Annotated in this window: 14 protein-coding genes; 4 read left to right on the forward strand and 10 right to left on the reverse strand. The window is 69.2% G+C overall.

The features are described from left to right. Positions 1 to 140 precede the first annotated feature (140 nt). Positions 141 to 2,258 carry an MMPL family transporter gene (locus tag ACQPY4_RS29140; RefSeq protein WP_433326166.1) on the reverse strand — a complete coding sequence of 706 codons (2,118 nt, stop codon included), beginning with the start codon at positions 2,256 to 2,258 and terminating at the stop codon, positions 141 to 143. Between the two features lie 129 nt (positions 2,259 to 2,387). Here ACQPY4_RS29140 and ACQPY4_RS29145 point away from each other — a divergent pair, with 129 nt between their 5' ends. Beyond that, a complete protein-coding gene (locus ACQPY4_RS29145; RefSeq protein ID WP_433326168.1) occupies positions 2,388 to 2,723 on the forward strand; it encodes a cytidine deaminase in 336 nt (111 codons plus the stop codon). On the opposite strand, the gene ACQPY4_RS29150 is transcribed toward ACQPY4_RS29145, so the two are convergent. From ACQPY4_RS29150 to ACQPY4_RS29170, 5 genes are all read right to left on the reverse strand, one after another. Continuing rightward, on the reverse strand, positions 2,682 to 3,326 hold the full coding sequence (locus ACQPY4_RS29150) for a hypothetical protein (RefSeq protein ID WP_433326170.1): 645 nt from the start codon (positions 3,324 to 3,326) through the stop codon (positions 2,682 to 2,684). The genes ACQPY4_RS29145 and ACQPY4_RS29150 overlap by 42 nt on opposite strands. 101 nt (positions 3,327 to 3,427) lie before the next feature. Next, the gene (locus ACQPY4_RS29155) at positions 3,428 to 4,732 is read right to left on the reverse strand and encodes a hemolysin family protein (RefSeq protein ID WP_433326172.1); all 1,305 of its coding nucleotides are present in this window, start codon (positions 4,730 to 4,732) and stop codon (positions 3,428 to 3,430) included. A 95-nt stretch (positions 4,733 to 4,827) separates the two neighbouring features. Further along, positions 4,828 to 5,304 carry an rRNA maturation RNase YbeY gene (ybeY, locus tag ACQPY4_RS29160; RefSeq protein WP_433326174.1) on the reverse strand — a complete coding sequence of 159 codons (477 nt, stop codon included), beginning with the start codon at positions 5,302 to 5,304 and terminating at the stop codon, positions 4,828 to 4,830. After that, complete coding sequence (locus tag ACQPY4_RS29165) at positions 5,301 to 6,380, reverse strand: PhoH family protein (RefSeq protein WP_433326176.1); 1,080 nt, start codon at positions 6,378 to 6,380, stop codon at positions 5,301 to 5,303. Before ACQPY4_RS29165 ends, ybeY begins: the two co-directional genes overlap by 4 nt. 143 nt (positions 6,381 to 6,523) lie before the next feature. Further along, on the reverse strand, positions 6,524 to 6,868 hold the full coding sequence (locus ACQPY4_RS29170; RefSeq protein ID WP_433326178.1) for a histidine triad nucleotide-binding protein: 345 nt from the start codon (positions 6,866 to 6,868) through the stop codon (positions 6,524 to 6,526). 289 nt (positions 6,869 to 7,157) lie between these two features. On the opposite strand from ACQPY4_RS29170, the gene ACQPY4_RS29175 reads away from it, so the two are divergent. Together ACQPY4_RS29175 and ACQPY4_RS29180 are read left to right on the forward strand one after the other, a co-directional pair. Then, positions 7,158 to 7,745, forward strand: coding sequence for a SigE family RNA polymerase sigma factor (locus tag ACQPY4_RS29175; protein ID WP_433339066.1), 588 nt, complete (start codon positions 7,158 to 7,160; stop codon positions 7,743 to 7,745). Further along, positions 7,742 to 8,425, forward strand: a complete 684-nt coding sequence (locus ACQPY4_RS29180; protein ID WP_433326180.1) for a hypothetical protein — start codon at positions 7,742 to 7,744, stop codon at positions 8,423 to 8,425. The genes ACQPY4_RS29175 and ACQPY4_RS29180 overlap by 4 nt, the downstream gene beginning before the upstream one ends. Positions 8,426 to 9,095: 670 nt before the next feature. Here the strand turns inward: ACQPY4_RS29180 and ACQPY4_RS29185 are convergent. The 3 genes from ACQPY4_RS29185 to ACQPY4_RS29195 form a co-directional block, all read right to left on the reverse strand. Then, positions 9,096 to 10,157, reverse strand: a complete 1,062-nt coding sequence (locus ACQPY4_RS29185) for a hypothetical protein (RefSeq protein WP_433326182.1) — start codon at positions 10,155 to 10,157, stop codon at positions 9,096 to 9,098. A gap of 392 nt (positions 10,158 to 10,549) precedes the next feature. After that, entirely contained in the window at positions 10,550 to 10,789 is a 240-nt protein-coding gene (locus ACQPY4_RS29190) for a hypothetical protein (protein ID WP_433326184.1), read from the reverse strand. 658 nt (positions 10,790 to 11,447) lie between these two features. After that, positions 11,448 to 12,113 carry a TetR/AcrR family transcriptional regulator gene (locus ACQPY4_RS29195; protein ID WP_433326186.1) on the reverse strand — a complete coding sequence of 222 codons (666 nt, stop codon included), beginning with the start codon at positions 12,111 to 12,113 and terminating at the stop codon, positions 11,448 to 11,450. Positions 12,114 to 12,266: 153 nt separating this feature from the next. Between ACQPY4_RS29195 and ACQPY4_RS29200 the strand changes: the two genes are divergently transcribed. Continuing rightward, positions 12,267 to 12,614: a hypothetical protein gene (locus ACQPY4_RS29200; RefSeq protein WP_433326188.1), complete on the forward strand. Its 348-nt coding sequence runs from the start codon at positions 12,267 to 12,269 to the stop codon at positions 12,612 to 12,614. A gap of 23 nt (positions 12,615 to 12,637) precedes the next feature. On the opposite strand, the gene ACQPY4_RS29205 is transcribed toward ACQPY4_RS29200, so the two are convergent. Next, complete coding sequence (locus tag ACQPY4_RS29205) at positions 12,638 to 12,772, reverse strand: hypothetical protein (RefSeq protein ID WP_433326190.1); 135 nt, start codon at positions 12,770 to 12,772, stop codon at positions 12,638 to 12,640. Positions 12,773 to 12,941: the final 169 nt, after the last annotated feature.

Raw genomic sequence — 12,941 nt, forward strand, 5'->3', positions numbered from 1 at the left:
GAGGTGGGGTGACGCGCCTCTCTCTTCCCCCGCACGAGAGAGGCGCGTCCGGTCACTCCCGGCGGCCCCCGGCCCCGGGGGACGCGCTGGGCCCGAGGGCGCGTGCGGTCGGCCCGCCGCAAGCCAGAGGCGCGGTCCGGTCAGTTCATGATCGACTCGCGTTCGGGGCGGGCGGCGGCGGGGTCACCGGGGGGTGAGGGGGCGTGCAGGTCGATATGGGGGACGATGCGGTCGAGCCAGCCGGGGAGCCACCAGTTGGCCTTGCCCATCAGCGCCATCGTGGCCGGGACCAGCACCAGCCGGATCAGCGTGGCGTCCAGGGCGACGGCCACGGCCAGGCCGACGCCCATCTGCTTGACGACCAGGCCCGGGTCGAGCGCGAAGCCGAGGAAGACCGCGACCATGATCATCGCGGCGCTGGAGATGACCCGGCCGGTGGCGGCGAGGCCGGTGGTGACCGAGGTCCGGGCGTCGCCCGTGCGCAGGTACTCCTCCCGCACCCGGGACAGCAGGAACACCTCGTAGTCCATCGAGACGCCGAACAGCACGGCGAACATCAGCAGCAGGATGAAGCTCGACACCGGGACGCTGTGCGGAAGGCCCAGCAGCTCGGCGCCCCAGCCCCACTGGAAGACGGCCGTGAGGACGCCGTAGGCGGCGCCGATCGACAGCAGGTTCATCGCGGCGGCCTTCAGCGGCGCCAGCAGCGACCGGAAGACGATCAGCAGCATCAGGAACGAGGTCGCGACCACGACACCGATCACCGGCCAGAGCCGCTCGTCCAGGACCCGGCTGAGGTCCACGAAGATCGCGGTGAGCCCGGTGACCTCGGCCCCCGGGGGCAGGACGTCCTCGCGTATCCCGTCGACCAGACCGGTGATGTCCTCGTTCTGCGGCCCGAACGTCGGCGTCGCGATCAGGACGGCGGCGCTGCGGTCGGGCGAGTACTGCGGCGGTGTGACCGAGGCGATGTTCTCGGTGGCGGCGAGCTTGGCGCTCAGCCCGGGCAGGCTCTCGGGGCTCACCTTCTTGAGGTCGACGGTGACCAGCAGCGGCCCGTTGGCCCCGGGCCCGTACTTGTCGGCGACCAGGTCATAGGCCTGCCGGACGGTGTTGGACGTCGGTTCGCTGCTCGCGTCGCTGGGCCAGGTGCGCATGCCCACGGCGGGCGCGGCCAGGGCGAGCAGCAGGGTCAGCGCGGCCAGGCCCCAGGCCCACGGGCGCCGCCCGACGCGCTCGGCCCAGTGCCGTACCCGGGGCGACTCGGTCGCGATGGACGCGCCCTCGACGCGGTCGCGCTTGCGCAGCACCCGCTTGCCCGCCAGGCCGAGCACGGCCGGGAGCAGCGTCACCGCGCTCGCCACGGTCAGCGCGACCACGATCCCGGTCGCGAACCCCATCGTCATGAAGACCGGGACCTGGGACAGCACCAGCCCGCACAGCGCCAGCAGCACGGTGACGCCCGCGAAGATCACCGACATTCCGGCGGTGGCGTTGGCGCGTCCCACGGCCTCGGGCACGTCCAGCCCCTCGGCCAGGCCCTCGCGGTGCCGGGTCAGGATGAACAGCGCGTAGTCGATCCCGACGCCGAGCCCGATCATGATCGCCACGGTCGGGGCCGTCGTGGCCACGTTGGCGAACGCCGCCAGGATGGTGATGCCCGAGACGCCGACGCCGAGCCCGGCCAGCGCGACCACCAGCGGAAGCCCCGCCGCGACCACCGACCCGAACGCCAGCAGCAGGATGATCAGGGCGGCGACGATCCCGACCGCCTCGGCGGCGCCGTCGGGCGCCTGCACGTTCTCGGGCACCTGGCCGCCGAACTCCACCCGGTGCCCGGACGACTTCAGCCCGCCGGTCGCCGACCGCAGCCGGTCCAGCGTGTCCTTGGGCTTGAGGTCGGTGACCGGCACGTCGTACCGGACGGTCAGCAGCGCGGTCGTGCCGTCCGCGCTCGGCCTCGGCGGGTCGACGGCGCTGACGTGCGGGAGCGCGGCCAGCCTCGTCCTGGCCTCCGCGACCCGCGCCTGGTCGGCCTTGCCCTCCTTGGCATGGACGACGACGCGCGCGTCCGCGCCCGACAGCGCGGGGAACCGCTCCTTCAGCAGGTCGGTGGCCTCCTGGGAGCCCGTCCCCTTCAGCGTGTAGTCGTCCTGGAGCGCGCCGCCCGCCGTGGCCGCGACCCCGCCGACCGCCACCACCAGCAGCACCCACACGACGATGAACCGCCACGGCCGCAGCGCCGCGGCCTTTCCCAAGCGGTAGAGCAAACGAGACATCTCAGGCCCCCAACACGCACACGTCGTCCATTGAGTGGCCCAGTCTCGCCAGCCCCTCTTGCCGCCCACTTGCCGCCCACTTGCGGCCGGCGGATTACGCTGGCCACCGTGACTGAGCTGAACGCCGAGGACTCCAAGATCATCACGCTGGCCCGGTCGTCCCGCGCGCGGGGCGGCACGGCCGAGGGCGCGGCCGTGCGGGACGAGACCGGGCGCACCTACGCGGCGACCGACGTCGGCCTTCCGTCGCTGAGGCTCTCGGCGCTCCAGGTTGCCGTCGCCATGGCGGTGTCCAGCGGTGCCGAGAGCCTGGAGGCCGCCGCGCTGGTGACGGCCGAGGAGGCCGTCCGCGACGACGACCTCGCCGCCGTCCGCGACCTGGGGCCCAAGGCCCCGCTCCATCTAGCCGCCCCGGACGGAACCCTTCGCACGTCCCTCACCTGAGCCGGGAGCCAGCCTCCTGAGCTTGGACAGGGCCCTGCCGAGCAGACGTTCGGTCTCGCGCGCGCCCTCGGACTCGCCGGGCGCCGCCAGGACGAGGAGGTCGTCGCGCGCGCGGGCCATCACCACGTCCACGCCGAGGTCGCCGTCGGCGTAGCGGACACTGAAGCCGTCCTTGACGCCCCGCAACGAGCGGAGCCGGACGCGGTCGAGCCGCAGGTCGCGGTCGCCGATCTCGACACTGATCCGCGGGCAGGACGCGGCCGCCGAGCGAGTCTCGGCGATGTGCGCGTGGGCACGTCCGGCCGGGAGCCGGAAGACATGGTGGACGAGGCTGGCCCCCGGGTCGACGCGGTAGAACGCCGCGTGGGCCTGCGGGGCGCCGCGGACGCCGCGCAGGTCGTCCTCCCCGTGCAGGTCGGCCAGCTCCAGCAGCCGGACGCAGTCGCGGTCCCGGGGGCGGAGCCCGGCGAACACGTGCTGGTTCTCGGCGGGCAGGTACCCCTCGGGCACCTCGCGCGCGGAGAGCACCGCGGGCGACATCGCCGCCCCCGCCGCGTGCGCCCCCAACCGGGCCGGACGTTCGGTGCCACATCCCGTGGCCATGACTGATAAACCCGCGGCCAGAACGGCAGCGGGGAGTAAGCGCGGCATGAGATCCCCCCGAATCTCTCAACGCGCGTGATCGTTCCCTCTCGGACGTTCCGCTAATCCTGGGCGGATTCGCCCTCGGCGCCCGTGATCGCGGCGGGCAACCGGCTGACCAGCACCGCCCCGATGCGGTTGCGGCGCCCGGCGATGCTCTCGGCGCGCAGGCTCAGCCCCGCGACCGTCGCCGTGGACCCCTCGATCGGCACGCGGCCCAGCGCGTGCGCCAGCAGGCCCCCGACGGTCTCGACCTCCTCGGCCTCGAGCTCGACGTCGAACAGGTCGGCGAGGTCTTCGACCGGCAGCCGCGCCGTCACGCGGGCCTGGCCGTCGTCCAGCCACTCGACGCGCGGCGGCTCCACGTCGTACTCGTCGGCGATCTCGCCCACGATCTCCTCGAGGATGTCCTCGATGGTCACCAGCCCGGCCGTGCCGCCGTACTCGTCGATCACGATGGCCAGATGGATCTGGCGGGCCTGCATCTCGCGCAGCAGCTCGTCGATCGGCTTGCTGTCGGGGACGAACGTCGGCGGCCGCATCACCGAGGCGACCGTCTCCACCGACTCGCCCTCGCGGTGCTCGTGGCTGCGGCGCACGACGTCTTTCAGGTAGGCGACGCCGACGACGTCGTCCTCGTTCTCGCCCACCACCGGGATGCGGGAGAACCCGCTGCGCAGCGCCAGCGACATGGCCTGGAACAGCGTCTTGCCCTGCTCGACGAACACGATGTCGGTGCGCGGCACCATGACCTCGCGGACCAGGGTGTCGCCCAGCTCGAACACCGAGTGGATCATCTCGCGCTCGTCCGGCTCGATGAGGCTGCGCTGCTCGGCCAGGTCGACCAGGTCGCGGAGCTCGGCCTCGGACGCGAACGGCCCCTCGCGGAAGCCCTTGCCGGGGGTCAGCGCGTTGCCGAGAAGGATCAGCAGGCGCGGCAGGGGGCCGAACACCCGCGTCACCGGGTGCACGACCGACGCCCCGGCCAGCGCGACCCGGTCGGCGTGCTGGAGGCCCAGCGTCCTCGGCCCGACCCCCACCACCACGTAGCTGACCACGATCATGATGACCGCGGCCGTCACGTAGGCGCGCCACGTCTCGTCCAGCCACGAGATGCACAGGTCGGCCACCAGGACCGTGGCCACCAGCTCGCAACTGATCCGCAGCAGCAGGACGACGTTGAGGTACCGCGCGGGGTCGGCTACGACCTCGGCGAGGCGTCCGGCGCCCCGGCGCTCCTCACGGACGAGGTCTTCGACCCTGACCCGCGACACCCGGGTCAGCGCGGCCTCGGTGCCCGCGAGCAGCCCCGCCATGAAGACCAGCCCGATCGCCAGCCCCAGCAGCCACCCCTGGGCGGTGTTCACCGCGCATCGCCCCGCATCGTCACTCCGGCCCGGCCGCGGTGGGTCTTCGGTCGGCCGGACGGCGCGCGCCGCGAACAGGACTCACCGCACACGCCCTAGCGCCCGCCGAGCCGGTCGTTCCAGGAGGTCAGCAGCTCGGCTTGGAGGCCGAACATCTCCTTGTGCTCCTCGGGCTCGGCATGGTCGTAGCCGAGCAGGTGCAGGATGCCGTGCGTGCACAGCAGCTCCAGCTCGGCCTCGGTGCCGTGCCCGGCCGTCGCGCCCTGCCGCTCGGCCACCGCCGGGCACAGCACCACGTCGCCCAGCAGGCCCGCCTCGGGCTCGCCGTCGTCGTCGCCGCCCGCCTGGTGACCGGGCCGCAGCTCGTCCATCGGGAAGGCCAGCACGTCGGTCGGCTTGCTCTCGCCCATCCACTTGGCGTTGAGCTCGGTCATCGCCGGCTCGTCGACCAGCAGCAGCGACAGCTCGGCCAGCGGGTGGACGCGCAGGCCGTCCAGGACGTGCCGGGCGAGGTCGACCAGAGCGTTCTCGTCGACCTTCACGCCCGACTCGTTCAGGACCTCGATGCTCATCGCGCGCCTCGGTTGCGGGACGCGCCGCGCCCGCCCTTGATCGCGGGGACGCGCTTGTCGCCCTGCGCGGCCGCCTCGGCCTCGCGCGCGTCGAACCGGCTGTAGGCGTCGACGATGTCGGTCACCAGCTTGTGCCGGACGACGTCCTTGCTGTTCAGACGGCAGAAGTGGATGTCGCCGATGCCCTCGAGGATGTCCTGGACGACACGGAGCCCGCTCAGCTGCCCCCCGGGGAGGTCGACCTGGGTGACGTCACCGGTCACCACGACCTTCGAGCCGAAACCCAGCCGGGTGAGGAACATCTTCATCTGCTCGGGCGAGGTGTTCTGCGCCTCGTCCAGGATGATGAACGAGTCGTTGAGCGTCCGGCCGCGCATGTACGCCAGCGGCGCCACCTCGATCGTGCCCGCCGCCATCAGCCGCGGGATCGAGTCGGGGTCGACCATGTCGTGCAGCGCGTCGTACAGGGGCCGCAGATACGGGTCGATCTTCTCGTAGAGCGTGCCCGGCAGGAAGCCGAGCCGCTCGCCCGCCTCGACCGCCGGGCGCGTCAGGATGATCCGGTTGACCTTCTTGTCCTGCAGCGCCTTCACGGCCTTGGCCATGGCCAGGTACGTCTTGCCGGTACCGGCGGGGCCGATGCCGAACACGACCGTGTGCTTGTCGATCGCGTCGACGTACTTCTTCTGGTTGAGCGTCTTGGGCCGGATCGTGCGTCCCCGGCTGGACAAGACGTCCAGCGTCAGCACGTCGGCCGGGCGCTCGTCGGTGTCGTTGCGCAGCATGGACAGGCTTCGCTCCACGGCGTCCGGGGTGAGCTGGGTACCGCTGTTGAGCAGGTCGATGAGCTCGGTGTACAGCCGCGCGACCAGCTCGATCTCGTTTTCGGGGCCGGTAACGGTGATCTCGTTGCCCCGGACATGGATGTCGCTGTGAAAAGCCTGCTCGATGACGTGGAGCAGTTCATCCCGGGAGCCCAGAAGGCTCACCATCGAATGGTCGTCCGGCACCACGATCTTGATCTGGGACCTCGGGCCCGATTCCTTCCGGGCTCCCGCATGAGTTGATTCGACCATCAGCCGGGCCTTGCGGCCTCTCCGACCTGCCTTTACTGTCCGCTCCGGGTATTCAGCCTCTGTCGCCCCCATGGTACTTGGCCGCGACGACGTCCCGCCGCTGTATTTTCGCTCGCGCGCGGCACGTCCCACCCGTCGAACCGTCAGCCGGGCGGCCAGTTCAGGCCACGCCCCCCGAGCACGTGCGCGTGCACGTGGAACACCGTCTGCCCCGCACCGGAACCGGTGTTGAACACGACCCGGTACCCGCTGTCGGCCACGCCCTCGTCCACCGCGACCTGGTGCGCCTCGGTCATCACCTCCCCGAGCAGCCCCGCGTCGGCGGCGGCCAGCGCTCCCGCGTTCGGATGATGATCTCTGGGGATGACCAGCACGTGCGTGGGCGCCTGCGGGTTGATGTCACGGAACGCGACCACCCGCCCCGTCTCCCGGACGATCTTCGCGGGCACGTCCCCGGAAACGATCTTGCAGAACAGGCAGTCCGTCATCGCTCTCCTCCCACCGCGGTCAGGCGCATGCGGATCCTATCGAGACGTAGCCCACACCTCCCCGACCCGGGTAAAGTTCCACGAATCGGCCACCGGTGGGATCGGCCGCAGTTCGTCGGTGCACTGGATTAGGGTTGCAACCCAAGCGTTCCCCCCGGCTACGGGCGCTTGCCGCACCCCGATCGGCCAGGTCGGGTTCGCCCATCCACGCCGTACCGATGGCGACCATCCGAATGGATGGCCGGGGGACGGCAAAGGCGGCGGATAGGTGACCGAGGCAAGACAGAAGATGCCCTTTCGTAAACCGGACGACGAGGGCGCGCGTCCCACAGATGTGACCGAGACCCTCGTGGCCAGGGGCACTGCAGGGGCCGTGGCCGTTGCCTGGGATGCCGACCAGGCCGTGACCGCGCTCTACAGCGCCAACTACCGTTCCCTGGTCCGCCTTGCCGCCATGCTCGTCCGCGACGCCGGGACCGCCGAAGAGGTGGTCCAGGACGCGTTCGTGGCCATGCACGGCGGCTGGAGGCGCCTGCGCGACCCCGACAAGGCCCTGTCATACTTGCGCCAGTCGGTGGTCAACCGGTCACGGTCGGTGCTCCGTCACCGCGCCGTCGTCGAGAAGTACGCCCCCAAGGGTCTTCCCGACGCGCCCAGCGCGGAAGCCGGAGCCATCGGGGAGCTCGAGCGCTCCGCCGTGGTCGACGCGCTGCACACGCTGCCCGCCCGCCAGCGGGAGGCGCTCGTGCTGCGCTACTACGCCGACCTGTCAGAAGCGGAGATCGCCCAGTCGATGGGCATCTCCCGAGGCGCCGTGAAGAGCCACACGGCGCGCGGCATGGCCGCGCTACGCAACGTCCTGGAGCAATTCTCATGACCACCGACCCCGACGACGAGTACGGCGAGATCCTCCGCCGTGCGCTGAACGCGGAGGCGGAGAAGGTCACCCCCGCGGCGGACGGCCTCGAACGCATCCGTGGCCGCATCGAACGGCGACACCAGCGACGCTTCGGCCTCGACTGGTTCACCACGAACTGGGCCCGCCCGGCCCTGGCCGTGGGCGCCGCCGTCGCCATCGCCGGGATCGGCGTCACCGCCCCGCAGACCATGAACCTCATCACCTCGGCCGGCAGCCACAACCCGTCCGAGACCAGCGAGGGCAACCCCGCGCACAGCGACACCACCAACTCCGAGGGCGACCCCACCGAGCAGACCCAGCCGACGTCCCCGCTCCCCACCGAGAGCGGCGTCCCGTCCTCGTCCGCTCCCAGCGCCTCGCCCACCCCGGCCGACTCTCCCACCTGCTCCGGCGACGGCACGGGCGGAAACCCCACCATCGCCACCCCGCCCAGCGGCGCGGCGTCCACCGCCCCGAGCAGCAACCCTCTCCCGGCCTGCACCACTCCCCCGGCGTCCAAGCCCCCCACCACACCCACCACCACGCCGACGCCCACCGAGCCGGGCAAGCCCACCGAACACCCGGTAGACCCCACCCCCAGCACCGACACCGGCACAGGCCAAGGCACCGGCTCCAAACCCGACGTAGCCCCCGAGTAACCACCCCGCCGAGTCCAGCGCACAGCCCAGCCACCGGCTCACCAGCGCCCCACTCCGGCCAGCCACAAGGCTGTGTCCCACCCCTGCTGACACCGGCCCGGGCAACGCCGCCACACCACAACATCCAGCGCGGGCCACTCAGTGTCGCGTGCGGCGGCGTCCAGCGCGTCGGCCACAGCAACAAAGCGCGACGAAAGAGCAGGCGCCCCAACGCGGCTATCGGCATCGACGGCGACAACGCAACCGGGCTGGCCCCTTGGGTCGACCCTCGACAAAGCGGTTGCAACACAAGCGACAGCTAAGGCTGCGGGGACGCCACTTAGTGGGCAAACACCAGAGCACGCGGCCCCCGCGCGCCAGACGACGACCACGACATGGCGCCGCCACGCACCGATCACAGCCAGTTCGAGCGCAGTGCGGAAGGACGGCGCGACCCTGGTCGGCACAAGGTTCGGAAAGCCGACCGCCTTAAGCCCGCCTTCACCATCTGGGGAAGCAAGCACGGACGCCGCCCAGCATGGACCGACACGAAGACGCAGCCTGGAAGACCACGGCTCGCAGAACGCGTCCGCCGCGTGACCGCGAGCGCCCAACGGGGTCGAAAGATGCTCGATGCGCTGTGGCAGGACTCAAGATGATCTAGGCGTTCTTCAAAGTCAAGTATTTCCCGCTAGGGAAGCTTTAGGGGGAGGGAATCCGGAAGGCCAAACTTGTCCAGTTGACATAGGTACTCCTCCAATTTCTTGGTCGCTGTGCGCCGCAGTCGCCATCGGGAGAGCCGTGAGTTATCTGTAAGCTCAATAACGAGCTGATCGCTGAGCTCACAAAGATCCTGGCACAACGACGCGTAGTCGCCACGATCTGGCCAGTTCGGGGCTTCAGTTATTTCCAGAATTCGGTTGACTGTGTAAGTATGACCGGACATGCATGCTGCGAACCGGCTTGCGCGATTCACCTCGCGGGAGGTGAGGGGTTGACGGAAGCTCAAGCTCTCAAGGATTGCCATAAGGCCACGTGCCTGTTGCCGAATTCCTTTGTCGGCCATGCTGAGTAGCGTGGAAAGGTTGCGTGGCCTCGACTTTTCACGTGCACTATGGATCGCCTGGAGACCCATGGCGACGGTCAGGACCTCGATAACCTTCTTGGTCATCTCCTTGGCGAGGGATTCGTCGACAACCAGCACCGTGAACCCAACGGCCACGAGGCCGACAAGCAGGGTGATGAGTAGTTCAGTCACCAGTGCCAGTACACGCCTTGCCCAGTCGCGCCAGCGGCTGTCATGAATGTTCTGGTTCTCAAGGGCTTCGTCGATCACGGTGTTCGCGATCGTTAGGAGCTCCTTCAGGGTCCCGTCGGGGCTATCTTGTGAGGCTTGTCCACTGCGGCGTCTCCGTTCGCGCAAGAGTTGCTCGCGTAGGCGCTGGATGCGCTCTTCCATTGACTCGTCAAGACTGATTCCGTGATGGGCCAGTTCCTTGGCGAAATCGAACTCCAGGAATGCCTCGATAGGTGCCCGGGATTGGTCAGGCCTAATCTCGAACAGTCCCCAGGCCGCTAGCTCGGTCTGCAGGCCATCGATCGCAACCCGCGCGTTCTGCAGCGAGACAACCAATTCGTCCGGAGGACTGATCGCCGCGTCTCTCAGTGCTTCAGAATGCCGCATGAGGCCGGAGACCTCATTTTGGAGCCTGCGGGCGACCCATTTTCCTTGCAGCTTGCGCTGAAGATACATCCTAATTGGAGGCGGCCCTCCAACCAACGGAGCCTGACGAAATGGCTGGACTGATCTTGATTGTTCAGAAAACGGTTCCGACCCTCCGGAAAAAGATCTCTCATATCCCATAGTCGGCCTCCACTAGGACCCTGATGGCCAAGAAGCCACCTCCTTGACGTTTGTGAGGATGAGACGCTGGTCCTCAACATGCCTGGGGCAGCAGTGAGGAACCGGTAGGCGACAGAGCCGTGCCGGTTGGTCACACAAAAGCGGCTTGTTGTGCGCGAATGTGGGCGAGCCGGTAGGAGTCGATGCCAGTTTCGATGGTGGCATTGAAAATGAGCCGGTCGACGATCGCGGCGCGGAGCCGCCAGCGATCCCATCCCTACCTCGGCCCGTTGCGGACGCCGTCAGGACAAATACTCACACAACGTCGAGTAGGAGATCCCCTCCAACTCCCGCTCGGCCACCAGCCGATCGAAGACCCGCTTGTTGGTGTGCCGCGGCTTGCGCGCCGCACGCAGATCCGCCCGCAAGAACTGATCGATCCATGGCTTGAACGGGTCCAGTCGGGACTTGCGCGGCTTGGGCCACGATGAGGACAACGCCTCCCGCGCCGCGCGACGGTGCACCCCGTACTCGCGGGCCAACGCCCGCCCATGCCCTCATGCCGCGCGTCCCGCCGGACCTCGGCATACATCTCGGTCTTGGTCATCCGCGCCATTAACGCTCCCAGCCCGCCCAGAGCACATCCAGCGTCCCACCCCAACCCGGGCGATGGGGCCAAAACTCACCAGAACGCAATCATCTGCTGACGCAGTGGGGCCGCCGCTGGCTGGAAAATGGAGCCAAGTCTCGCGCTCAGAACCGACCTCATCTCGGATGAGTGGGGCACTGCGCCATACGTCCCACAACGTGGTTGCGGGCCGGCCACCGAACGGTGTGCGCACTACAGGGCGATCACAGCGCGGCGTGTGGCGCGTCGGGGCACACCGGTCTGGGGGCTCGTAACGCCACGAGGCAACGCAGCGACCTGGGCGGCGCGGGAACGGAATCGGCGGTCGGGCGTGGCTCGGAGGAACGGGCGACGCTCACACAACTTTGGACGGCGTCTAGCCGCGCGACCAGCGCAGATGTCACCGCCCGGTTTTCAATGCGGCCGACTACGTCGCGGCGTGCCTTGGGGGGCGGTGCACGGCGCTGGGTGCGCTGTCGATCGCGCGCTTCACTGTGGGTTCGGATGGCAGAGCCTACGGCGGGTTGTCGTGCGCGGCGAACGGCAATGGCCGGGTGGCGGGCTGCCGTTGGCTAGTGGGCTAGCAGGTGGTCTAGTTCGGCTTGGAAGAGCAGGGCGGGATCGAACCGCATTCCGGTGAAGTGGCCCGCGAGTTCCAGGGACAGGACGCCGTGGAGCCTCGTCCAGAAGGTCAAGGCGCGGTGGAGGATCGGAGTCGGAGCCGGGTGGTTGCCTGCCCAGGCTCGGTGGTCTTTCAGATGTGCGTCGAAGGGTGTGGCCGGGGCGTCCCAGGTTTGGGCGGCGAAGGCGTCCAGGAGGGTCGCCATGATCTCGTTGGAGATGGCGGTGGTCTCGTCGGGGGCACGGTAGCCGGGGACGGGGGTGCCGTAGATGAGGAGGTAGCGCTGGGGGTCGTCCAGGGCCCAGCCGCGTAGGGCGTGTGCCAGTGCGGCCACGTCGGCGTCGTCCTCCGAGGCCAGGCGGAGAGTGGTGGCCAGGCCTTGGTAGGCGTCGGTGATCAGTTCGGTGATCAGCTCGTCGCGGCTGGCGTAGTAGCGGTAGAGGGCGGGGCCGCTCATGCCCATCTGTTTGGCGATCGCGTTGAGGGAGAGCGCGGACGCGCCCGCCGTCGCGATCTGCTCCCAGGCGTGCTCCTTGACCTCCGCGCGCAGTTGGGCGCGGTAGCGCTCGCGTGGGTTCGTGGTGCCCGTCTCCGCCACCTGCCTGCCGCCTTCCACGCCTGTCGAGCTACTCCCTGAAGATTTAGTTAGAGGCTATCACGAAGTCTATTGACACTCCCCCCGTCTGTTGGTTATAACTTCTAACGTACGCATCAGCTTCTAGCGTGCTGCGGTGTCCGCAGGGCATCTTGGCCAGACGAAAGGAACATCATGTCCACCACGTCTCCGTCGCTCGTCCGTCCGGTCCAGCGCATTCCGCGGTCGGTGACCATCTCCTCGTGGGCCGTCCCCGTCATGGTTCTGGGTCAGTTCGCCCTGCTCTCGGGCATCCCGGTCGTGATCGCGCTGGTCGGCGCCCTCCGCCACGTTCGCGACCGGACGGTCCAGTGGGCCGCCGGGCTCGTCGCGCTGTCGTATGTGGTTCCGCTCGTCATCTGGCGGACGCGACCCGATGGCGCGGAGAGCCTGTCGAAGGACATCCACCCCGTCTTCGTCGGACTGATCGTCGCCGCGTCCGCCGCGCTCATCTTCGCCACCCATCGAGCACGCCGACGCTGAAGACGGGCGCGCACCGAAGCTCTTCAGGTCTGCGTGACGCGGATGTGTGGTGAGGGTCCGTCTGCGTTGACTTCGCTCAGCGCGGGCAGCCGCTCGCGGTGCCCGTCGATCTCGTCGCTGCGCAGCGCGTTCATGCGCGAGGTGCCTATGAGTTCCATGTGCTGCGTGAAGGCGGGCTGATCCGCCAGTACTTCGCGGGGCTGCTGAGGGAGGACCCCGGGGCTTGCGTCACGTCGAGGTTCTCGGACGCACCCGGGGCGGCGGGGGCATGTCGGCAGGGTGCCCTTGCGCGTGCGGGCGCGCTTGGGGCACTGGATGTCCAGCGAG

This window comes from Spirillospora sp. CA-294931, assembly GCF_050946795.1.
Classification (GTDB): Bacteria; Actinomycetota; Actinomycetes; order Streptosporangiales; family Streptosporangiaceae; genus Spirillospora.